Annotated in this window: 20 protein-coding genes; 16 read left to right on the top strand and 4 right to left on the bottom strand. The window is 42.4% G+C overall.

Annotated features, from left to right (window positions below):
- The first annotated feature begins 13 nt into the window (after window positions 1-13).
- From ACP14Y_RS09895 to ACP14Y_RS09940, 10 genes are all read left to right on the top strand, one after another.
- Entirely contained in the window at window positions 14-589 is a 576-nt protein-coding gene (locus ACP14Y_RS09895) for a 5-formyltetrahydrofolate cyclo-ligase (protein ID WP_424962799.1), read from the top strand.
- On the top strand, window positions 582-1,082 hold the full coding sequence (gene tpx / locus ACP14Y_RS09900; RefSeq protein WP_424962800.1) for a thiol peroxidase: 501 nt from the start codon (window positions 582-584) through the stop codon (window positions 1,080-1,082). Before ACP14Y_RS09895 ends, tpx begins: the two co-directional genes overlap by 8 nt.
- A 125-nt stretch (window positions 1,083-1,207) precedes the next feature.
- Window positions 1,208-3,604, top strand: a complete 2,397-nt coding sequence (locus tag ACP14Y_RS09905; protein WP_424962801.1) for a TonB-dependent receptor — start codon at window positions 1,208-1,210, stop codon at window positions 3,602-3,604.
- 2 nt (window positions 3,605-3,606) lie between these two features.
- Window positions 3,607-4,533, top strand: coding sequence for a DUF4249 family protein (locus ACP14Y_RS09910; RefSeq protein WP_424962802.1), 927 nt, complete (start codon window positions 3,607-3,609; stop codon window positions 4,531-4,533).
- A gap of 368 nt (window positions 4,534-4,901) precedes the next feature.
- Window positions 4,902-6,839, top strand: a complete 1,938-nt coding sequence (locus tag ACP14Y_RS09915; RefSeq protein WP_424962803.1) for a formylglycine-generating enzyme family protein — start codon at window positions 4,902-4,904, stop codon at window positions 6,837-6,839.
- The gene (locus ACP14Y_RS09920; protein WP_424962804.1) at window positions 6,839-7,393 is read left to right on the top strand and encodes an RNA polymerase sigma factor; all 555 of its coding nucleotides are present in this window, start codon (window positions 6,839-6,841) and stop codon (window positions 7,391-7,393) included. The genes ACP14Y_RS09915 and ACP14Y_RS09920 overlap by 1 nt, the downstream gene beginning before the upstream one ends.
- Window position 7,394: 1 nt before the next feature.
- Window positions 7,395-7,928 carry a hypothetical protein gene (locus ACP14Y_RS09925; RefSeq protein WP_424962805.1) on the top strand — a complete coding sequence of 178 codons (534 nt, stop codon included), beginning with the start codon at window positions 7,395-7,397 and terminating at the stop codon, window positions 7,926-7,928.
- 286 nt (window positions 7,929-8,214) lie between these two features.
- Window positions 8,215-8,679 (top strand): heme-binding domain-containing protein, encoded by a 465-nt coding sequence (locus tag ACP14Y_RS09930; protein WP_424962806.1) that lies wholly within the window; start codon window positions 8,215-8,217, stop codon window positions 8,677-8,679.
- Window positions 8,680-8,799: 120 nt separating this feature from the next.
- A complete protein-coding gene (locus tag ACP14Y_RS09935; protein ID WP_424962807.1) occupies window positions 8,800-9,921 on the top strand; it encodes a hypothetical protein in 1,122 nt (373 codons plus the stop codon).
- Complete coding sequence (locus ACP14Y_RS09940) at window positions 9,893-10,735, top strand: tetratricopeptide repeat protein (protein ID WP_424962808.1); 843 nt, start codon at window positions 9,893-9,895, stop codon at window positions 10,733-10,735. The genes ACP14Y_RS09935 and ACP14Y_RS09940 overlap by 29 nt, the downstream gene beginning before the upstream one ends.
- Window positions 10,736-10,763: 28 nt before the next feature.
- On the opposite strand, the gene ACP14Y_RS09945 is transcribed toward ACP14Y_RS09940, so the two are convergent.
- Entirely contained in the window at window positions 10,764-11,003 is a 240-nt protein-coding gene (locus tag ACP14Y_RS09945) for a hypothetical protein (RefSeq protein WP_424962809.1), read from the bottom strand.
- 73 nt (window positions 11,004-11,076) lie between these two features.
- On the opposite strand from ACP14Y_RS09945, the gene ACP14Y_RS09950 reads away from it, so the two are divergent.
- Together ACP14Y_RS09950 and ACP14Y_RS09955 are read left to right on the top strand one after the other, a co-directional pair.
- Window positions 11,077-11,511: a hypothetical protein gene (locus tag ACP14Y_RS09950; protein WP_424962810.1), complete on the top strand. Its 435-nt coding sequence runs from the start codon at window positions 11,077-11,079 to the stop codon at window positions 11,509-11,511.
- Between the two features lie 116 nt (window positions 11,512-11,627).
- A complete protein-coding gene (locus tag ACP14Y_RS09955) occupies window positions 11,628-15,119 on the top strand; it encodes a G8 domain-containing protein (protein WP_424962811.1) in 3,492 nt (1,163 codons plus the stop codon).
- 437 nt (window positions 15,120-15,556) lie between these two features.
- Here ACP14Y_RS09955 and ACP14Y_RS09960 read toward each other — a convergent pair whose 3' ends face one another.
- From ACP14Y_RS09960 to ACP14Y_RS09970, 3 genes are read right to left on the bottom strand one after another with little or no spacing between them, the layout of a single operon-like run.
- A complete protein-coding gene (locus ACP14Y_RS09960) occupies window positions 15,557-16,363 on the bottom strand; it encodes an anti-sigma factor (RefSeq protein WP_424962812.1) in 807 nt (268 codons plus the stop codon).
- Window positions 16,360-16,914: an RNA polymerase sigma factor gene (locus ACP14Y_RS09965; RefSeq protein WP_424962813.1), complete on the bottom strand. Its 555-nt coding sequence runs from the start codon at window positions 16,912-16,914 to the stop codon at window positions 16,360-16,362. Before ACP14Y_RS09965 ends, ACP14Y_RS09960 begins: the two co-directional genes overlap by 4 nt.
- A gap of 6 nt (window positions 16,915-16,920) precedes the next feature.
- Window positions 16,921-18,216 carry a hypothetical protein gene (locus ACP14Y_RS09970; protein WP_424962814.1) on the bottom strand — a complete coding sequence of 432 codons (1,296 nt, stop codon included), beginning with the start codon at window positions 18,214-18,216 and terminating at the stop codon, window positions 16,921-16,923.
- 18 nt (window positions 18,217-18,234) lie between these two features.
- On the opposite strand from ACP14Y_RS09970, the gene ACP14Y_RS09975 reads away from it, so the two are divergent.
- From ACP14Y_RS09975 to recO, 4 genes are read left to right on the top strand one after another with little or no spacing between them, the layout of a single operon-like run.
- Window positions 18,235-18,555, top strand: a complete 321-nt coding sequence (locus ACP14Y_RS09975) for a 2Fe-2S iron-sulfur cluster-binding protein (RefSeq protein ID WP_424962815.1) — start codon at window positions 18,235-18,237, stop codon at window positions 18,553-18,555.
- Window positions 18,556-19,143, top strand: a complete 588-nt coding sequence (locus ACP14Y_RS09980) for a thymidine kinase (protein ID WP_424962816.1) — start codon at window positions 18,556-18,558, stop codon at window positions 19,141-19,143. It begins immediately after the preceding gene.
- Window positions 19,094-21,256, top strand: coding sequence for a hypothetical protein (locus ACP14Y_RS09985; protein WP_424962817.1), 2,163 nt, complete (start codon window positions 19,094-19,096; stop codon window positions 21,254-21,256). Before ACP14Y_RS09980 ends, ACP14Y_RS09985 begins: the two co-directional genes overlap by 50 nt.
- Window positions 21,256-21,933 carry a DNA repair protein RecO gene (recO, locus tag ACP14Y_RS09990; protein ID WP_424962818.1) on the top strand — a complete coding sequence of 226 codons (678 nt, stop codon included), beginning with the start codon at window positions 21,256-21,258 and terminating at the stop codon, window positions 21,931-21,933. The genes ACP14Y_RS09985 and recO overlap by 1 nt, the downstream gene beginning before the upstream one ends.
- Window positions 21,934-21,958 lie beyond the last annotated feature (25 nt).

A 21,958-nucleotide genomic window follows, 5' to 3' on the forward strand; every position in this document is an offset into this window, starting at 1 on the left:
AATTTCCAATCATATGGAAAGTGCAATCTCTAAGTCAGTTCTACGCAAATCGGTTCTTCAGTATCGCAAGCTGCTTGGTCAGGAATCACACCTCCAGCGAAATAATCGACTATTGAGTTCAGTGGAAAAATTTGTAGAGGTTAGGAAGATTAAAAGTATCCATACCTTCTTGTCGATGCATAAGAACCGGGAGCCAGATGTGTCACTATTATTTGAAAAATGGTGGTCAAAGGATATTAAGTTGATTGTTTCCAAAACAGATTTCATGTTTAAACTAATGCGTCACTATTATCTCGACGATCATACGGAGCTTGCGGAAAATAAAATGGGCATTCCTGAGCCAGCCAATGGTGAGGAAGCTTCAATTAGTGATCTCGATCTTATTTTGGTACCCCTTCTGGTAAGTGATAAAAAGGGGTATCGAATTGGGTATGGAGGTGGCTATTACGATCGGCTCCTTAAAGAAACAAAAGCACTCAAAGTAGGGTTATCTTTATCTCCTCCAGTAGATGAAATTCTGCAAAGAGAGGAATGGGATATTCCCTTAGACTATTTAATAACACCTTTTAAAACCTACAATCATGGCTAAGATCACACTAGGCGGAAACGAAACAAATATCATTGGAAACCTTCCCGAAGTAGGAAGCTCCGCACCTGATTTTACCTTAGTTAGCAAAGACATGCAGGAAAAGACCTTGGCAAGCTACTATGGACAAAAAGTTATCCTCAACATATATCCAAGTATCGACACAGGTGTTTGCGCCATGTCAACCAAGAAATTCAATCAGGAGGCATCAACGCTTGAAAACACCCGAATTGTGTGTGTTTCAAAGGATCTGCCTTTCGCACTAAAAAGATTGTGCGATGCTGAAGGCATTGCGAACCTGGATAACCTCACCAACTTCCGTGATGGAGGGAATTTTGGAAAGAATTATGGTGTAGAAATCATCGATGGAGCGTTTAAAGGACTAAACGCAAGAGCTGTGGTTGTGATTGATGAGGAGGGCAAGGTAAAATACACAGAGCTAGTTCCTGAAGTTGGTCAGGAGCCCAATTATGATAAAGCTTTGGCTGCCATTTAGGGAGCCAAAGCAACCATTCACCATCTTTTTGCATTAAGGAATTGTTATTTACGCACTTCAGCGAAACTATTTGATCCATCGTGCGTCTTTCGGGAGGTCAATCACTTAAAAATACAATCACCGTTTTGAAAAATTTACTACTGTTTTTAGCTGTCATCCCATTTTTTTTGACAGCACAGGAAAAGTACACCATTAATGGGTACGTAAAGGATGCCTCCAACGGAGAGGCACTAATAGGTGCCACTGTTCTAATTGAGGAACTGGGCACGGGCAACATCACGAATGTGTATGGGTTTTATTCCATCACGCTTCCTCCCGGGGAGTATTCAGTCGTTTATCGCTACATCGGATTTGTTTCACAAAAAAACCAGATCTCATTGGAGGAAAATTCTCGAATAGATGTGGAACTGGTAGAAGAACAAACACAACTTGAAGAAGTAGTGGTCACTGCAAAACCGGAAGATGAGAATGTCACATCCACAGAGATGAGTGTTGCCGAACTTGATATCAAGACGATCAGTAAGATTCCGGCATTTCTTGGTGAGGTCGATGTAATAAAAAGTGTTCAGTTGCTGCCTGGTGTAAGCACGGTAGGTGAGGGTTCATCGGGCTTCAATGTAAGAGGAGGAAGCGTAGGGCAAAACCTGGTGCTACTGGACGAAGCACCGATATACAACTCATCCCACATGCTGGGCTTCTTTTCTGTGTTTAATCCGGATGCAGTCAAAGACGTGAAGCTTTATAAAGGAGGAATTCCTGCTCGTTTTGGTGGGCGACTTTCTTCCGTTCTTGATATTCGAATGAAAGAGGGGAATATTAAGGAGTATGAAGTGAATGGGGGAATAGGAACCATCTTTTCCAGACTAGCTGTTGAGGGCCCTATTAAAAAAGAAAAAGCCTCTTTTATCGTAGCAGGAAGAAGATCCTATATCGACATCCTGGCCAAACCATTTACCGATGTTTTTGACAATGGAGCAGGGTTGTATTTCTACGATCTGACCGCAAAAGCAAACTGGAATATATCTGATAAAGATCGAGTCTATGTATCGGGCTATTGGGGACGTGATGTTTTCAATTTTGATGAGCGCCAGGGAATCAACTGGGGGAGTAAAACCGGGACATTCCGGTGGAATCATCTTTACAATGAACGACTCTTCTCCAATTTGACATTTTATGTGAGTGATTACGATTATGAGCTCAAGTTTGGAGAAGACGAGCTGGATAAGTTTGAGTGGATGTCAAACATTACCACCTATGATCTAAAACCAGAGTTTACCTACTTCCTCAACACCAACAATGAACTGACATTTGGTGCAGAGGCTATTTTCTATCGATTCAGCCCTGCTGAGGCAAATTTTAGCAGTAATGGAGTAAACAGAGAATTTTCTTTACCGAAGAAGCGGGCATTTGAATATGGTCTTTATGTTGGAAACAAGCAGACAGTAAATGAAAAGATAGATGTCGAATATGGCTTGCGGTTTTCAGGGTTTAACTACATCGGTCCGGGAGAATATTACACATTCAACGATACCATACCTGGAGAAAGGAGAAGTCCGACCGCCGTTTTTGAAGCGGATGATTGGGAAAGCATCAAAGGATATAACAATCTGGAGCCTCGTGTTTCGGTGAAATATCAACTAAACCGGACTTCTTCCATTAAGGCAAGCTATAATCGAATGGCTCAGTATATTCACTTGATTTCCAATACCACGGCATCTAATCCGCTGGATATCTGGACACCTAGTACGAACAATATCCAACCCCAAACAGGACAACAGTGGGCCGCAGGTTATTTCCGAAACTTCAAGAATAACATGTATGAGTTCTCTTTTGAGGCCTACTATCGAAAAACAGAGAATCAGATTGATTACATAGACGGAGCGGAATTATTTATCAATGATCTACTAGAGGGAGATGTGATCAGCGGGCAAGGAAGGGCATATGGAGCGGAGTTCTATCTAAAGAAAAACGAAGGCCGGCTAACAGGGTGGCTTAGTTATACGCTAGGTAGAACAGAGCTGAAGATAGACGGTATAAACTACCTGGACGATTTGGAAAACCGCACGGGGAAGTGGTATCCTGCCAGGTATGACCAGACTCATAATTTGAAAATTGCAGGGTTTTATGAACTCAATAAGCGCTGGTCAGTATCGGCCAACTTTACTTACTTATCCGGAACCCCCACTACTTTCCCGACGCACCGCTATCAAATTGAATATTTGACGATCCCTGAGAATGCAAACAATTCGAGAAACAACCTTCGTATTCCGGATTATCATAGGCTGGATGTTTCATTCACCTTGCTTGGGCGTGAGGTCCGGAAAAATGGGAAGCCAAGAAAGAATCGAGATTCACTCGTGATTACTTTTTACAACATATACAACCGGAAGAACCCATTTTCTATTTACTTCTGGCAAGGGGAAGATCGAGTGGAAATGGGCGAACCAGCACCCACCCGTGCTACCCAGGTGTCTATCCTGGGCTCCATTGTTCCATCTGTCACTTACAATTTCAAGTTTTAATCATGAAAAAGCTGTTTAAATATCTAATTCCATTTGTTGTGGTAGCATGTAACACGGACATAGCTGTGGATTTGCAGGAAGCAGAGGCACCCCTGGTGGTAGATGCATTTATCTATCATAAGGCAGAACCTCAGGTGATTGATTTGACAATAGCTAATACCTACTTTGATAGCTCTGAACCTATCGGCATATCAGGAGCCAACGTTATCATACACGATTTAGAAGCTGATATGGATTACATTTTTATTGAAGAATCAGCTGGAAGATATGTATGGAATCCCACCAATCCTTCTGACTCATTTGGAATAGTGGGAAACACTTATATACTCAGCATTGATAATAATGGGAAAGCGTACACCTCTACATCGAAGCTAAACCGGGTAGTGCCTGTGGATAGTATTACATGGAGGTTGGAAGAAGAGGAGTCGTTTACGGATGGTGACTATTATGTTGGAGAATTTTGGGCGACAGACGCACCTGGCGTGGGAGATGCTTATTGGATCAAAGCATGGAAAAATGGTATGTTGCTCAACCAACCAGGCGAGATAAATATTGCGATAGATGGAGCCTTTTCGGATGGGGATAATGCTGATAATGTGACCTTTATCACCCCTATCCGGCAAGCGGTTACACCATTTGAATTTGACGATGATGACGTTTTGATAGATCCATTTGAGCTGGGTGATTCATTGTATGTAGAGATTCAATCCATAACACCAGAAGTACATTTCTTTCTGCAAAGTGCCATTGAGCAAACGGATCGTGAAGGAGGCTTTGGGGAGCTTTTTGCAACACCTCTGGCCAATCTTCCGACGAACATTTTTCCGGAAGATCCAAGCGAGCAAGTGGTGGGGATATTCTGTATGTCTGCCGCTAGAGGGCTGGGAAGGAAATTTACAGAAGATGCTATTCTGGAAGAAGAGGAATAAATCTATACGGAATAAATCCATTTACTAACAAAGCCTCGTACGTATCACTAAACAATTATTTTTCACGTGTGAACGTGATTTATAGCTGGTTGGTGATAGATGCCCCGTTCATTTAGGTGATCGGGGTTTTCTAATTATCGAGCCAGGATAACAATTGATACAAATATTCTATGTTAACGCATCAATTTTGATCTAAAAAAGATGAAGAGCCCCATGGGCCTACTTATTATTTCGCATTTTTAGTAAGTCAAAAAAGTGCTAACAAGGCATTTCAATATTAATGTTGAGAAAAATATAGAGGTAATTTGAACCACTACTCTTTTCAAGTGTATGGCGTTATAAATTGATTAACGAAATACATTTAAGTGATGAAATACCTACTCTTTATTCTTCTTTTCTGCCAATTAGGGGTTGAGGTAAATGAACCCCCACATGTACCATTAAAAATTACTGAACTTCGAACGAACAGCTGGTACAACCAAACCATGCAGTCTTGGCTTCAGTATATTGAAAATAATCCTACTGATGAATCCGCATGGGTTCAATACTATCGGTCTGCAGCTTTTGCCAATCAAAGTGCTGAAAAGCTTCAATCCATTCAAAGTGAGGCAAGTGAGCTATTCCCGGATAGTTATATTAGCCATTATCTAACCTTTAAAACAACAGGATGGAGTGCCGAAGGCATTGCGCATTTGGAAAAAGCCTTTTTACTCAATTCAGACGAAAACTTTGCACTTGAAGATAAGCTGATCCTCTCTGAACTTAAGCGAACAAACAGTCGAGGCAAGTGGTCAGAAAAGGTTTTCAATTCCGGTTTAATTCACTCCAGTACACTCAATTACAATTACAACTTACTAATGTCGGTAAATGAAGGTGGTATTCTTCTAACCGATGCGCTTCACACCACCATTCCGATATGGATACTACAAGATGTAATGAATGTTCGCAAGGACGTAACCATACTCAACCTTGAGCTAGCTCGACAAAGGGAGGATTACTTAAATGCGATCCTGGGTAGCAAAGGGCTCAATGCATCCATCGGCAGTTTGCTTTCTGTAAATGATTGGGACATTTATTATGCGCTCACGCTACCAAGAGAACAACTTTCAGCAATTGAAAACCGATTGTATGTAGTTGGGCTTGCCTCTACCAATGGTTCAGAATCATTTGATCACTTTGAGGAATTGAGAAATAATGTTGAAAAGAAGTTCCTCCTGGATTATCTATCAATTGATTTTAACGGAGAACCTCAGACAGCTACAGGGAAGGTGCTCTCATCGAATTACATCGTACCTCTGATGCTCCTTAAGGATTTCTATGATCAACTCGAGAATCAGACAAAATCAAATGAACTCAAAGGTCAAATTTTAGGACTTGCAGAAAGATCACAAATCAGAGCCAGAGTGGAGCTTCTTCTCAACGCAAAGAAGTCTCCTCCTACCTTCAAGGTAGTGGATTTTGATATCAAAGCACTGGACAAGCACCTGATGAAGATAAAGGAGGGCATATATGCTTCTGAAATTGAATTAAGTAATCGGGAATTTTGGTTCTATATGGAGTACCTGAGAGAAAATGGCTATGAGGAACTCTATCAAAAAGGGCTCATTGATCTTTCTGAATATGATGAGGTAACAAAAGCATTGCTCAGCAACTATCATTACAGCCCAGCGAATGCTCAAATGGAGGAAAGAAAGCGGCCGGGAGGGAGTTACTTTGATTATCCGGTGATGGACATTACCTATGAAGTAGCTAAAGACTACTGTGAATGGTTGACGGTACAATACAACGCCCATCCAAAAAGAAAGTACAAAAAAGTATTATTTAGGCTCCCTTCCCGAGAAGAATGGACGATGGCGGCACTCGGTAATTCTGAATTTACCTCCTGGACATACGAGGAAAACAATGTGGTGGCATGGGCCGAAGATGGGGAAAAAATGACATACTCCCTTAAAGATGAGAAGGTGTCATACCCGTGGTATCACACCTGGAAAATGCGAAATAGCATTACCAATGAAAAAGACTGCTACCTTGCTAACGTTAAAGTGCCTGAAGAGGTGACCTGCGCAGCAGGAATAAAGGGGGATGGCTACAATTTCACCTCTCCAGTTGCCACATACTTTTCAAACAATTTCGGCCTCTATGATGTGATTGGAAATGTGGCTGAAATGACCAACGAGGAGGGAGTAGCTATGGGTGGAAGCTGGCGACACCTTGCTAGTGAATGTACGATCACGAGCGTGAATAATTACGAAGGACGAGATCTTGCCGTTGGATTACGCTTGTTTATGGAAATAATTGAAGAATAATGTTCTTCACTAAGCATAAGAATAAGTCCGATGAGGAATTGATGGTTCTGGTAAAGCATCGGGACCATCAGGCTTTCTCTATACTTTACAATAGGTATGCGGATAGATTATGCGCATTTTTTTATAGAATGCTCTGGGCAGACAGAGAAATGGCTGAGGACTTTGTTCATGATTTGTTTTCCAAGCTGATCAACAAGCCGGAACAGTACAACGATGATTACATGGTGAAGCCCTGGTTGTTTCGCATTGCTTCGAACATGTGCAAGAACGCATACCGAAAACGAAACTTTGAAAATGCTTATCGAGAGATGTGCCAGCAGGAGCCATCATACGAAGAAGACCATGATCTGAGCTTGGACGAAGTGGTTTTGACAGACCAGATTCATGAGATTCTTGATAGGATGGATGAAGAGAGAAAGATGATTTTCCTTTTGAGATACCAACAAGAACTTCCTGTACAGGAGATTGCAGAAATGCTTGATATGGCAGCAGGAACTGTTAAATCACGCATTTATTACACGAAAGAAAGAATAAAAACCTCAATCAAATACTGAGATGGAGAATTTTGAAAAAATAGAGTCTTTACTAAAAAGTAAGAGCTACGACGAGCTTAGTAGAGAGGAGCGAGTAATCGTAGAACGGGAGCTATCAAAGGAGACTTATGAGGAATTAAGAGTGAGCATAATGGGGATTAGAGGAGAGAAGCTAAAAGTAAGCAAAGACACCAAGCAATCGCTTTTGAATGAAATGAAACCCAAGTCTTCATTTAGTCCTTTTGCATTATTACAAGTTCGGGTGCCGGCCTATGCATTACTAATTCCACTACTGTTTTTCTTTTTTATACTTTTGAGAGAGCCGAATGAGGTTCGAATTCCGGAAGCGAGAATTGTAGAGGTAATGCTCCATGATACAATTCGAATTCAACAAATCGATACGCTGGTAGTGGAGCGAGTCATCCGAGTACCTCAAATGATTTACATCACTGAAAATACAAACGTTGCGGAAACAACATCTGCCAAGAAGGAAGTTGAAAGAACAACTCTTTCAGATCAGACAGAAATTTTAGACTTAGTTATAAGAGGAGAATAGCTCAGGAGGAATTACATAGTTTCGTAGCTTTCAGTAATTCGCTCAAAGTAAAATGTATCTTCAGAATTGATTTTTCGCGTTTTAACTCCTAATTAATTAGCTCGAAAAATTTTGAAGGGACTAATAATCATGTGACTACTCATCAAACAACTAATAATGTTTGAAAGCTTCTATCAAATTGAATTAACTAGTGAGATCAACAATTAGAATCACTAGAAGTAGTGAAAGTTTAATGAACCTATATTTTTAATTTGCGCCACTTCGATTGACTAATTTTCAAATTCAGATGAAAAAATATATTAAACCTGCCCTTCTTGTTTTGCTTGGTGCTTTCATTATCCTTCAGATTTTCAGAGGAACCCCTCCCGAAGTAAGAGCTGAAAATCCTAACGATATTATGGCTCATGAGGTGATTGATGGGGAGGTAGCTACTTTGCTACGGAATGCCTGCTACGATTGTCACTCGATGGAGACAAACTATCCATGGTATACCTATATCACTCCATTGTCATGGTGGATTTTCGAGCACGTGGAGCACGGACGTGAAGAACTGAATTTTTCTGAATGGGCAACCTTCTCTATGAAGCGCAAGCTGCATAAGCTGGAAGAAATCAGTGAAGAAACCCTGGAAGGTGAGATGCCACTAGAATCCTATACTCCTGTGCACGCTGAAGCACAGCTTACCGATGAGCAAAGACAACTAATCAGCGACTGGGCGCTGGGAATGGTAGAAGCAGCCAGGGAGAAATAAATCAGCATAGAAATAGCTGTTAAGATTCCGAAAGTCCTAATAAAATGTTAATGATTCCTAAAAACGAAATCTTGTTGCAACACCTTTCGTATTTTTCTGCTCAACAAAAGGTTAAGCATTTTGAAGAGACTAATCACCGTTATGTTGCTCGTCCAGCTATTTGGGTGTGAGCAACAACAATCAAATCACCCGGTCTTCAATTACTTTCCTCCTGAAGAGGTGTTTGAAGACGGCTATGTAAGCAAGTACTATTACCATTATTATCCTGATAATCCCGATCAGCGAGCTGGTACAGAAGTTCGGTACACGAAATATGTAAAGTTGGACGATACCCACTATACGACCGAAAACTATAATGCAGGGTATGATTTGGTTAGTACTCGTCAATACACCGTGGAGGGAGATTCGATTGCTCTTGAAAATGGTTTCGGCATTAGCTCACGTGATGTGACGGATACCACTGAAATGAATATTCTTGATAAGACGATTACGGTATGGGAAAGTGAAGCAAAAAGTCCATATCGGGTCAGCTATACTTTTGGAGAGGAAGAATATATATACACAGAGAATCAAACTTCTGTAGCTGATACTGTGATTGATAATAAGCAAGCCAAAGCATTTTATACAGTCTGGAATTATAAGAAAGCAGCAACCGACTCTATTGTATCTGAAGGAGAGACCACTTCTTATTATGTGAAAGATCTTGGATTTTTCGGGTCACATATAAAAGCACCAAATTATACACGACACCTTGAGCTTGTGGAGCAGATGTCTGTTGAAGAGTTTGAAGAAAGAGCGAATCATGGAGAGCACCGTGTGGCATGGATCGATCCGAAAAACACTATAAGCGATGATACAGATTTTAAGATCTGTGGGCATGAAAGGCGAATTGCAGATTACTATAATACTACACCTCAGGGAGCATACATTCATGGTAAAAGAGCCTTGGAGGATACGATATTTTCAAATTTGGATTGGTCAAAACTTTTAGATCAAAGTGGTCGATTGGTTTTCAGGTTTGTTGTAAACTGTGAAGGAAAAGCCGGGCGATTTATTGCTAAAGGGTATGACATGGATTACCAGCCAATGGAGTTTAATCCTGAGACGGTTGATCATCTATTTGGGATTTTACAAAAGCTGGACGAGTGGAATCCTGTTGTTACTGGGGACGATGCTCGAGACGCATATTTCTACATCACATTTAATATTGAAAATGGTGAAATCGTCGATATACTTCCTTAGTCTGGTTCTCCTTTCAGGCTTAATCTCCTGCTCAGAGCGGGAGTGGTACAAAAGAACGTTTACTGCAGAGGAAATGAAGCAGCTCAGCCCACAGTTAAGAGGCGGGCGTGTGTATTATTATCAGGGATCCGTTCCAGAGCAGTTTCAATTAAAAGAGGCATTTAAGATGGACTCAACGGATGCAGATCTCTGGAGGGAATTTGGAACGGCTCGAGTAAAGCGTGGAATTCTTGATGAGATGTATCACTATTACGGAGAGGCAGTGAAACGAAAACCTGAAGTTTGGGCTGGGTTTCGAGGATATCTCTACCTCTATTTTTACAGGGATTATGAGAGAGCTGTTGCTGATTTTAATCTTGGAGATGAAGCTAATGGCCAGGTAGATTATTCACAAGGACAGAGCCACGATTATATGCGGGGCATATGCTATTATGGATTGAAGGATTATACCACAGCGATCGACTTTCTGGATCGCTATATCAACAAAGTAATGGAGGAGGAAGGTGAATCCTGGGTGGATGTTTATGCCATTTTGTACAAAGGACTTTCATTAATGCAGCTAAACCGATTGGATGATGCCATGACAGAGTTTGATCGAGTATTAAAATACTATACGAACCTTTCTGATTGTTTTTATCATAAAGCTCGGATTTATATATCAAGAGGTCAGTTTGATTTGGCCCTAAAGGAATTGGATCAGGCAGAGGAGTATTTTAAGACTGGCTACTTTCATCAGCGACCCTATGTGGAGGTGTTGGAGCAGATTTATTTACAGGATATTCAAGAGCTGGGGAAAGAGATCAGCATGATTTGAGGATTGTGGATAATCATTGGCTGTCGTATTAAGCCTTCTTCACCTTCTGATGACCGGTGATGGCATCAATCATTTTCACGTAGCTGACTCTTTTGCCTGATGCAATGGAGACGTAGAAAAACTGCAGGCCTTCTAACTCTACCTTGCACTTCCCTAGCTCATATCGCTGTGCGGTGACCTCATCTCCCTCATGGATAGGTACTCCATCAATATCCAAGAGCTGAGGCGGAAGTTTTTCTTTCGGTTTCTTTTTGAAGAATTTCAGCATGCGGCTGCAAGTATAAAATAAATGAGTTTGTTAACTATGATTAGTACTTTTCCGCACTAATTCTAATCACCTAATGTCGGTAATCAAGGAAATCTATGATGTTGCGAATGATGCAGCGGCCCTCAAGCAAAAGCGTGCAGCGCTAAAACGAGCACTTCGTACAGAGCTGAAGCTCAATCATAAATTTCTTCAGGATGTCAAGGTTGAAGATATCGATGATTCTCGAAGGATAGAGATGCTCAAGATGCTTGAGATTGAAGAGCTATCTGCAGCTGTGAAACTAGAGATTCCGTACACATTGCTCTCACGAAAAAAGGTGGAAGAAGAACTAGCCACTCGCCATAAGGTCAAACCTATAGTGGGGTTTAGTATCGGTGAGCTTATTGAGCATCTTTACCTAATGATCTCTTACCTCAAAAAAGATTACAACAACCCGCGCATTCACCTAAATCTTCGGCTGATTAATATTTATAAGTACAATCGTGTGTTGATTGAGTTGTTGAATTGAGCCCCTTTAATTGGGTTACTAGTGATTTTTTGATGATCTACTTAATTGTAAGATAATTGGCTATCTTTATTGTACTTTATCAAGTTTAGATTTCATAATATTTATTTGATATCCCTATGAAACTCACCATTTCTGCGGAAATTCTCAGGAACATTTTCCGTACCACCACTACAAGACATATTGCTCTACTTATTTTGCTGTTACTAGTGCCCGCACTTTCAAGTGCACAAGTCATTGCGAAGAATAATCCATCCAATCCGGTATGGTCTGATCCTGATTCCTGGATCGGAAGCACAATTCCTGGATCCGGTGATGAGGTGGAAATACCAACTGGAGTGACAATTTATATTGATCAGGATGCAGAGGTAGAATCCATCTTAATACATGGTGAGCTAATTGCAACCAATGATCAAGATCTTTATTTAACAGCCAATTATATCTTGGTTCAAGGTGATGGAGCAAAATTTATTTGGGGTACAGAAGCTGATCCATATACTGCCAAAGGAGTAATTACCCTGCGCGGAAATGACCCAGCATTGGATATTCACACCATCGGTTCAAAGTTTATCGGTGCAATTGAAGAAGGATCTATTATTATGCATGGGGAAGAAAGGCTTGCCTGGACTCAACTATCAGCAACGGCAGATGCTGGATCAACGGATATTCAGGTGGTAGATGCCACTGATTGGAGAATAGGAGATGAAATAATTATTGCATCTACAGACTACAGCGCCCTTCAGGCCGAAATAAGAACCATCACTGAAGTGACAGGAGCAGGCCGAACGATTCACCTTGATGTGCCACTCGATACTCTTCACTATGGTGAAATGCAGTATTTTCATGGAGGTACCCTCGAACTGGACGAAAGAGCAGAGGTGGGCTTACTGACACATAACATTCTAATCAGAGGAGAAGAAGCCGATGAATCAGGTTTTGGCGGTCACATTATAGTAAAAGATATGGGATCCAGCGCATATATCTCTGGGGTAGAGTTATATCATATGGGGCAAAAAGGATTGCTTGGAAGGTATCCTTTTCATTGGCATCATGCACACGATGTTACCGGACAATATTTCAAAAATAGCAGCGTGCATCATTCTTTTAATAGGGTAATGACTGTTCATCACACGAGTAATGCACTCATTCAGGACATAGTGGCATATGACCACATTGGTCATGGCTTTTTTATGGAAGCAGGAAGTGAGCGAGGCAATATATTCGATCACAACCTGGGTGTCTTGACACGGAAGCCAGAGTGGGATGAGCGGGTGCAAAGACATGACCGGTTGGAGGACGATGATCATTCAAGGCATTTCCCTGCAACATTTTGGATCACCAACCCGGACAACACCTTTATTAATAACGCTGCAGCTGGTTCGGAGGGCTCAGGCTTTTGGATGCTGGCATTGGAATATGTAATTGGCGATCCGACTAACACCCTTGTACCAGGGGACCTTCCCATTCGGGAATTCCGAAACAACAGAGGCCACTCCAATAATTTTACCAACCTGGCCATAGATGCTGTGGTTTTCTGGGACGATGAAAACGAGAACGGTCAGGTAGACGTTGGCGAAGAGTTCACAGACTATAAAGAATACCGGCCACCCCTTCCACCAGGGACTATCCTGCAGGTAGAGGAGTTTACTTCATTTAAGGCTGGTTCTCGGGGTATTTGGACCCGAGCGGGCACTATGTACTTTGAAAATTGCCGACTGGCAAACAGCCATTCCAATGCTTTTTTCTCTTTTAATCAAATCTTGAGAAACTCACTCATAGTTGGTCAATCAGCAAATGTAGGCGTACCCAGAAAGAACCAACATGACATGTCGGTATCCTACTCACTTCCAGTGTTGGAGCTGGATCATACCGAAAGGAGAAACCGGCTACATGGTCATATTCTCTATGATGGGCCATCAGGGTTGGATAATGTACACTTTGCTGGCTTTGATCATGAAAACACGGTGGGCTTTGGCATCTTCGGAGCGCATCGAAAAAGTCCGGCTCACTGGTCGAGAGGGATCACTTGGGCGGCAGGCACACCTGACGCGTCAAAAGTGGACTTTGATTTTTATACACATGTGGATAACAACTTTGCTTCAGGACTGATTGATTTTGATGGAACCGTCACCGGAGTACCCAATTCAAGACTGGTGCCTCTTTTGCAATGGAGCCAGGATTACGACGATGATCCAATGGCTATAAGAGATCGGGCATATAATGCACAGTTTGAATCTACGGATATGCTGGTAACCGATTGGGATGCGGTGGTTACTCATGATCTGGATGTAGGTACTATGTACATGAGGCCGGATTGGGGAACAGCAGAACGTACAGGAGTATACGGTATTCGATATCTCGGCATGCCTCAGGAATTTGAAAGGGACAATTATCCAACAATGGTACTGGATGCTGGCAGAGAGGATCATATCATGCAACCAGTGGTTTTCACCAACAATGACATGGCTCAGCGGACAGAAATGTACATCTGGCAATTTCACAGAACACCACATCGAATGCCATTTTATCTTCAATGGGCACGACAAGATCATCGGGTGATCTCGGCTTTTACGCATATGCCAAGTGAAGTGAATCTTGTATATGAAGATGGAACCTCTGTTCCTTATGCTACTGACATTTGGGATCTGGTAACCAATCCAGACGAACGGTATTTTATCCATGACAACATTCTTTATGTCCATCATAAAGCCACTGAGTTTTTTGATGATGTGGACCTGAATGGATTAGACAATCAATACAAGAGCCCAACCATGATACTATGTATGCCATCACACTGTGCATCAGGATCTGGTGCAACCGAAGAAGTGATCATTGCTGACTTTGAGGCAGACGTGTATGATCGAAGTACACTGCGAGGTGAAGGCATGGATACACCAGAACTTTATGTAAGTGCTCGTGATCCAGGCTTTTGTAGCAGCACTCCTTGTGATAACCTTATAGGGTTTAATCTTGTGACCGATGGGGACGGAACAGATGACTATGTGAGGTATACTACAGAGCTATACGAGCAGCCTTGGACACATTATAAATTTTTAAATCTTAAACTCGATGCACGAGCCGTAAATGTGATTCTGCAATTGGCTGTTACAGAGATTGATTTGGGAACATATATACCCGTAGGGGGTGTGGTGTCTATTCCGATTTATGAGTTACCCAAAGAAGATAGGGATATGATCATCGGTTTTGAACTGCGCTTTTATGAGTCTTCCTTGTCTTTTGCTCCAGCCGTAGATGAGTACGAAGTGAACATCAATGAGATTTCACTTTCAATTTTTGACCTTTATGGCGCAACAACACCTGAGGTGCTAGGTGTACAGAGTCTGTCTCATTCCTCAAATCGACTTCATTTATTTCCCAACCCTAGTGTGGACTGGTTTACGCTTACTGCTGATCTGGAAAAAGGAGGCCTAGTTGAGATCAATATCTATACGCTTGATGGACGTACCTTGTATAGCAAAAAAGAAAACGCTACAGCTGGGAAGTGGTCACATGTCCTTGTAAATAAGGAACTTGCACTGGAGCAGGGAATTTATCAGGTGGTAGTTCGTAATGAGAACCAACAATTTTCAGGCCTTGTGGTGATCAGGTAAGGATATCATCGTTGGAAGGATTGGTATTTCATTTTTTATACTGACTATCTTACTCTAGCTATGGAAGTAAAAGTGATACATAAAAATCTTGCAAGGGCGTGCGAATGCTGTAGCTCGTGGCTGAAGCATTGGGAGCGCATCACCAAAGAAGATGTGGGCATTTGCCGAACAAAGAACTGCACCAATCCGGCTAAAGTAGGCGCACATGTAAAACGTAAAGCCGGGGATAACACTTGGCGCATAGTTCCACTATGTCACGAGTGCAATAAATCCACAGATTGGCTTACTCTTAACAAAAACACAAAATCAGTTAGCGCAGAGCAGCATTCGTGTGGGAGGTGATATTAGAATCACCCCCTAACCCACTCAAGGGGGAACCAGATGCTACATTAAGTGCTGAGTTTGGAGTCTAATTGCTAACTACTATCTACTAAAGATCACACATTTCCTACAACCTGCATGGTTTCAAGCGAAGGGTTTTCGCTACCGCCACGCGGCTCAATGGTCACAGCAAAGGCAGCTGCTCCGGTAGTAATGTTTTTCATTTGTACCAGGAAGTTGCCATTGTTCAGGTCAAATACCCCGGCATCTACCGGCACACCATCAATGATCGCCCACAGTTGATACTGCTGATCTTTGGAGAGTTCTTTTAAGTTTTGAATGCTGAGGTACACGTCAGCAGTACTTTCATTCCAGTAGACAGTGGCCAATGCGCCGGGTGAATTTTCTGTACCATTCATGGTCACTCGCTTATAGTCAGAGCTATTCATGATCGCTACAGCGTCCTGGATGTCATCCAGCTGCTGATTTACCTGGTTGTAGTTTTCAGCAAACTGGGCATTTTGTGCAATCATATCTGCCAGCTGATTTTCAGCACTCTGCCATTTTTTCCAATAAGAGAAGGCCAGCACGGCAGAAGCTAACGCTATCATAACAGATGCAGCAGCTGCAAATTTCAAGAAGCCATGAGATCGGTTCGTTTGCATTTGCACCACCGGAGCTTCTTTCTGATCGCTTGTGCCTTTATCAATCTGAGCTATCAGTTTTTCTTTCACCCCAACCGGTGGCTCAACCGAGGTGGAGAAGGCAAGTGTTTCCATAGAAAGCTCAATTTTTTCAAGCTCCTCCCGAACCTCCGGGTGGTCGGCGGCAGCCTGCTCCACCTCAGTGCGTTCAGCCGGAGAGAGCTGATCCATCACATAGGCTTCTAGTATGCCTGACGATATATATTTTTCTATGTTCACTCTGCTTGCAATATTTTTCTCAAATTCTTCAAGCCCATCCGCAGACGTGTTTTCACCGTACCAAGTGGGATGTCGAACTCATCGGAAATCTCTGATTGGGTATAGCCTTTAAAATATGCCATCTCGAGAATAAATCGTTCTTCCTCTCGAAGACCTGCGAGTGTTTCTTTTAACCCTATACCATCAATACTTTGATAATTTAAATTCCCACGCTCTATACCAGTTACGTAGGTTTCTATCTTGTCGGTTTTCCCGACTTTCTTCATTTCCTTAGATCGTAATTTGTCGATTGCCAGGTTTCGACTGATATTCACCATCCAGGTAAAGAAGCGTCCCTTTGTTGCATCATACTGATCGATCTTATCCCAGAATTTCATGAATGCATCCTGCAGCACTTCCTGTGCCACATCCTCATCATTTACAATTCGGGAAATAGAACCATAGATAGCCGCCGAATAGTTATCATAGAGATAGCTGAATGCGTCTGCCTGTTTTGCTCTCAGGCGAGCGACCAATTGGTCTTGATCTATTTGTTGGTTAGGCAGACTCACTAAATGTTACCTGAATCTTCGGAATAAAACCTTCAAAAACTCTTTCACCTCATCAGACTGCATGTCCCACTCATTATGCTTGGCATAACCCTGAACGAGGAACTCTACAGATTCGTCAAATGAATCATACTCTTCAAGTTCATAAAGCGCATTTTCAAATTCATTCTTATCGTTGCGAAAAAGCTCCTTAATGAACATATACCGGTGGTTCAAAGATATCAGCTCAAGTATTCCGCCTTCTTTAGGTGCTTTTTCATGATGCTCGGCCAAGCTCTCTTCTTCCTTTTCAAACTGTTTATTGATTGTCTCTTCCGGGAAGTCATCTTCTTTATCATCGTCTTCCAGCATCACAGGAGGTTGCACTTTCTTTTTAGGCTCCTCTTCTTCCTCTTCCTGCTGCTCCTCTTCCTGCTGCTCCTCTTCCTTCGGCTCTTCTTTTTGAGCTTTTGATTTTTCTTCAATCTCCTCTTTTTCCTCTACTATAGCTTCTGCTCCCTTTGGTTCATCATCAATATCTTCTTCATTCATCGCCTCATCATCGGCGCTCATTTCTACTCCTTCACTTTCTTTTTGTGAGTCAGGAGCGGTCTTTTTAAATGGATTTGGTCGATCACTCACCAGATCTTCTTCTCCTGGGGCAAACAGATCGTCCTCGTCAAATTCATCCTCATCTATGGCCGGATCGTCAGAAAAAACTTTCTCCTCTGTGATCTCAAGAACTGATGATAACAGCTTGCATTCCTCTTTCACAGCCTCTGTGGTATCAAAATCATCAAATTCTTCCGGTAGCTCATCAATTACATCATCGATGGTAAGACCCTTCATATCAGAGAGGAAATTTTGAATTTCCTTCTTGTGAATCTTGAGGTATTTCACCGTTCCCTCGACTGATTTATCCGCAATTTTTTCTACCCCCCGGCTATCCAGATCTATCTCCACATACGCCTGTGGCATAGCTGCCAAATAGATCGTGTCTTTCACTGCATGGTTGAGAAGGGTCTCAAACTTTTCTTTGTTTATTTCGATATGCTGGGAAAGCACATTCATAAACTGGATCATTGCCTGGCGAACTTCATCGTGTTTGTAGTTGAAGAAGGGGCTTTCCAGCTTCTTTGTTTCCTCCTGCCAGTAGCGGAAGAGTAGCTTGATGACAAAAAAGTTGACTTGCTTGGATGGGGTGACTTTGAGGATTTCCTTTCCGGTAATAACATCTTTGCCATCTTTAAAAAAATCGGCAGTCACTTTGGATGCAAATTTCTCACAATAGCCGTCAATAAAGTCTTCGTTTAGTTTCTTTTGCATTCTTGAATGTTGATAAGGATGCCCACGGTAAAAATCGTTAACCTACAAAGTAAATCTATTCATTGTGAGGATAAAAGGGAAAGTTTGCTAGATATTTTGCTGACTGCCACAGACTGGATGCATGCCTGTGGTGGAAAGGGACGTTGCACCACCTGCAAGGCAAAAATTGTGGAAGGGATGGAGCATCTGACACCACGTACACGACCAGAGCTGCAATATGCGAAATTGAATAAATTGCGAGACAATGAGCGTCTCACCTGCCAGGTACATCTATCAGGTGACATTACTGTGGAGGTGCCCGAGGAAACACAATTGCCACATTTGACTTACTCTGAATAAATGTTTGTAGAACCACACATAGGAAAAGGTACGCTTCGAAGGGCCGGATGGATAGAGGTGGTATGCGGATCGATGTTTTCCGGTAAAACAGAAGAGTTGATCAGAAGGCTGAATCGGGCGATGTTGGCTAATCAACATGTAGAGATCTTTAAGCCGGCAGTTGATAAGCGGTACGATAAAGTCAAGATCGTTTCTCACAAAGACTCGTCCATTCCATCTACTCCGGTAAATTTTGCAAATGACATCCTATTGCGAGCCGGGAACTGCGAGGTGGTGGGCATAGATGAGGCACAGTTCTTTGACGAGGAGATTGTGAAGGTGGCAAATGATCTTGCCAATCAGGGGAAGCGTGTGATTGTGGCTGGCCTGGATATGGATTTTAAAGGAGTACCATTTAAGCCCATGGATTCCTTAATGGCCATAGCAGAGTACATCACCAAGGTTCATGCGGTCTGTATGAAGTGTGGAAATGTGGCGTCTTATTCTCATCGGCGTACTAAATCCAGGAAAACGATAGTTTTAGGAGAAAAGGATATTTATGAAGCACTCTGCAGATCTTGCTTCTTTGAAGCGGTGGGCACTAAGTAGCCTGATGCTATTTGCCGGATGGATGGCTCCTGCGCAGGATATAGCAGTGGGCACCTGGCGAACGCATTTTAGCTATAAGAATGCACTGCACCTTGCAGTCACGCCTGAAAAGATTTTTTGTGCTGCTGAAAATGGTTTGTTTTCACGCGCCATCCAAAATGGAGAAACACGAAAGCTGTCAAAGATTGATGGGCTTTCAGCTGTTGGGGTGTCTGCATTAGCCTACAATGATGCAGAAAATGCCTTAGTTATCGGCTATCGATCTGGGTACATTGATTTTGTCTTCGAAGATCGCATTATGACCATCGACGATCTTGCTACCAGCACACTGGATATAGACAAGCGGATCAATGATATCACCTTTGCTGGAACCAACACCTATATAGCTACTGACATTGGCGTCATTGTGGTAAAAACAGAAGATGCTCAGATAGTCGAAAACTATGTCAACATAGGTACTTCCGGAATACAGGTGCAGGTATTACAAGTACTCTCGAGAAATGACTCCTTAATTATTTGTACCAGTGAAGGCATTCAGTCTGGTAGTCTTGGGAAGAACCTCCTGGACTTTGGCAATTGGAATAGGTATGCCGGAAGTGCAGACTATACCAATTTGATTATGGTTAATAATGAGATTTATGCTACATCCGGAATCAATCTACTGATTCTTACCAGTGACTGGACAGATACCGGAGCAGATTTACCTTCTGGAGCCGATCAGCTTTTCAGTGTTAACGAAATGCTTATCACGGTAGCTGCAGATGGCACGCTACACCAATGGAATGGGGGGTTTGAAACACTGATTTCATCCTCTGCGACCAACGTGAATGACATTGTGCAAATAAATGGCAGTTATTTCCTCGCAGATGCGCTGCAAGGGTTGATTGACCCTTCTGGAAATGTCTTTTCTCCAAGTGGACCAGTCTCTGATTTCTTCTCCAATTTTCGTTTTGTCTCTAACGAGTTGTTTGGATTTCATGCACCCGATCCATCAGTTTATGATGGCTCTGAGCAGCAGCCCCCATTTTCTGTTTTCACAGAAGGGCAATGGGAAGCCAGGAGCATTTCAGGATTTACGAATGTTTCGGATGTAGCTCGATTTAATGGCAACTATTATTATGCCTCCATCGGTGACGGCCTCTATGATGAGAGCAATGATCAAATAATAACGGACATTTCAGGCAGTGCGACTGAACCAGATACTATCATTAGCGCGCTGGCCTCAGGAGATCAACTGTGGGTTTCCAGCCTTAGAAGTTCAGACCCGATTCACACATTCGATGGAAGCAACTGGACTTCCTATTCATCTGCGTTGGTTTTTGAGGATGAATTTATCAGTATCGACCTATCTGAAACCGGAATAGCATGGTTGGGGTCTTCGTCTGGAACGATCACCGTTTTTGAACCAGGCGAAGGAAATGCGGATGTAATTTCAACTGCGGATGGGTTGCCATCAGCAGTTAATGATATTAATATCAGCACTGAAGACAATGCTTGGGTGGGAACTTCTCAGGGGCCTGCTTTATTTCCAAGTGCCTCTTTCATATTCTCTGATTCTGAGGCCGTCCTTCCCTCTTTTGAAAATCGGACATTGTTTGAAGGGGAGCCAATTAACGCGGTAATGACCGATGGGGGAAACCGAATTTGGTTTGGCACCAATAGTGGCTTGTGGGTATATGATGAAAACACCTCTGAACAGGTTGCTGTGTTCAATGAATCGAACAGTCCACTTCCATCAAATACGGTGCTGGAGCTGCAATACAACGAAAGCAATGGGGAAGTTTTTATCTATACAGATCAGGGCATGGTTTCTTATCGAAGTGCTTCATCCGTGGGCTCGCCTCGACATAGCAATGTGAATATTTTTCCGAATCCGGTACGGCCGGAATACCAGGGTCTTGTGGGGTTGACGGGATTGGCCCGAAACGTCAATGTAAAGGTGACGGATATCAATGGGAACCTGATTCAGGAACTGAATGCAAATGGGGGTTCGGCCTCCTGGGATTTGATGGATGTCCGTGGAGGTAAGGTGGCCACAGGCATCTATTTGTTCTTCAGTGCTACTTCAGATGGGGAGGAAACGTATGTGGGTAAAATAGCAGTGGTTCGCTGATGATCGTCAAGTCTAAAGGAATCGTTTTGAGCTACATGAAATATGGCGATACATCCATTATCGCCAGGGTATTTACGAAAGAATATGGATACGGATCTTATATTGTAAATGCTATAAGGAGCCAAAAGACAAAGAAGAGTATTGGCTATTTTCAGCCGTTTTCTTTGCTTGATTTGGTGCTTTATGTCAAAGAGACACGGGAACTTCAGCGAATATCAGAGTTCAAGAGCTATCACCCTCTGCACTACATCCATCACGACCCAATCAAGAGTTCAGTCACACTATTTTTGACAGAAGTTTTTTCAAAGTTGCTACAGTCAGAACAGTCACCAAATCCACATCTTTTTACTTTTGCTGAGGAATCAATCAAGGTACTTGATGCGTTAGAATTGGGCGTAGCGAACTTTCATTTGCAGTTTCTTTTGAAGGTGGGTCCTTTTCTCGGATATGCCATTGATGAAATCGATAACCTGTTTAGCTCTACAGATCGGCTCGCACCTTCGTCAGAGGTTCACGAGCGGATGGAGGTGCTAATGAAAGAGCCATACGGAACCAAAATCGGGATGTCCAGAGAGTCAAGAAACGAGGTGTTGGACGAGATCCTTAACTATTACGAGCATCATGCACACATCCATAAACCTAAGTCACTGGAAGTGTTGCGAAGCATTCTGAATTGATTTTCAGTAGATTTTATTATTAAAT

This window comes from Ekhidna sp., from assembly GCF_965247405.1.
In the GTDB taxonomy this organism is placed as follows: Bacteria; Bacteroidota; Bacteroidia; order Cytophagales; family Cyclobacteriaceae; genus Ekhidna.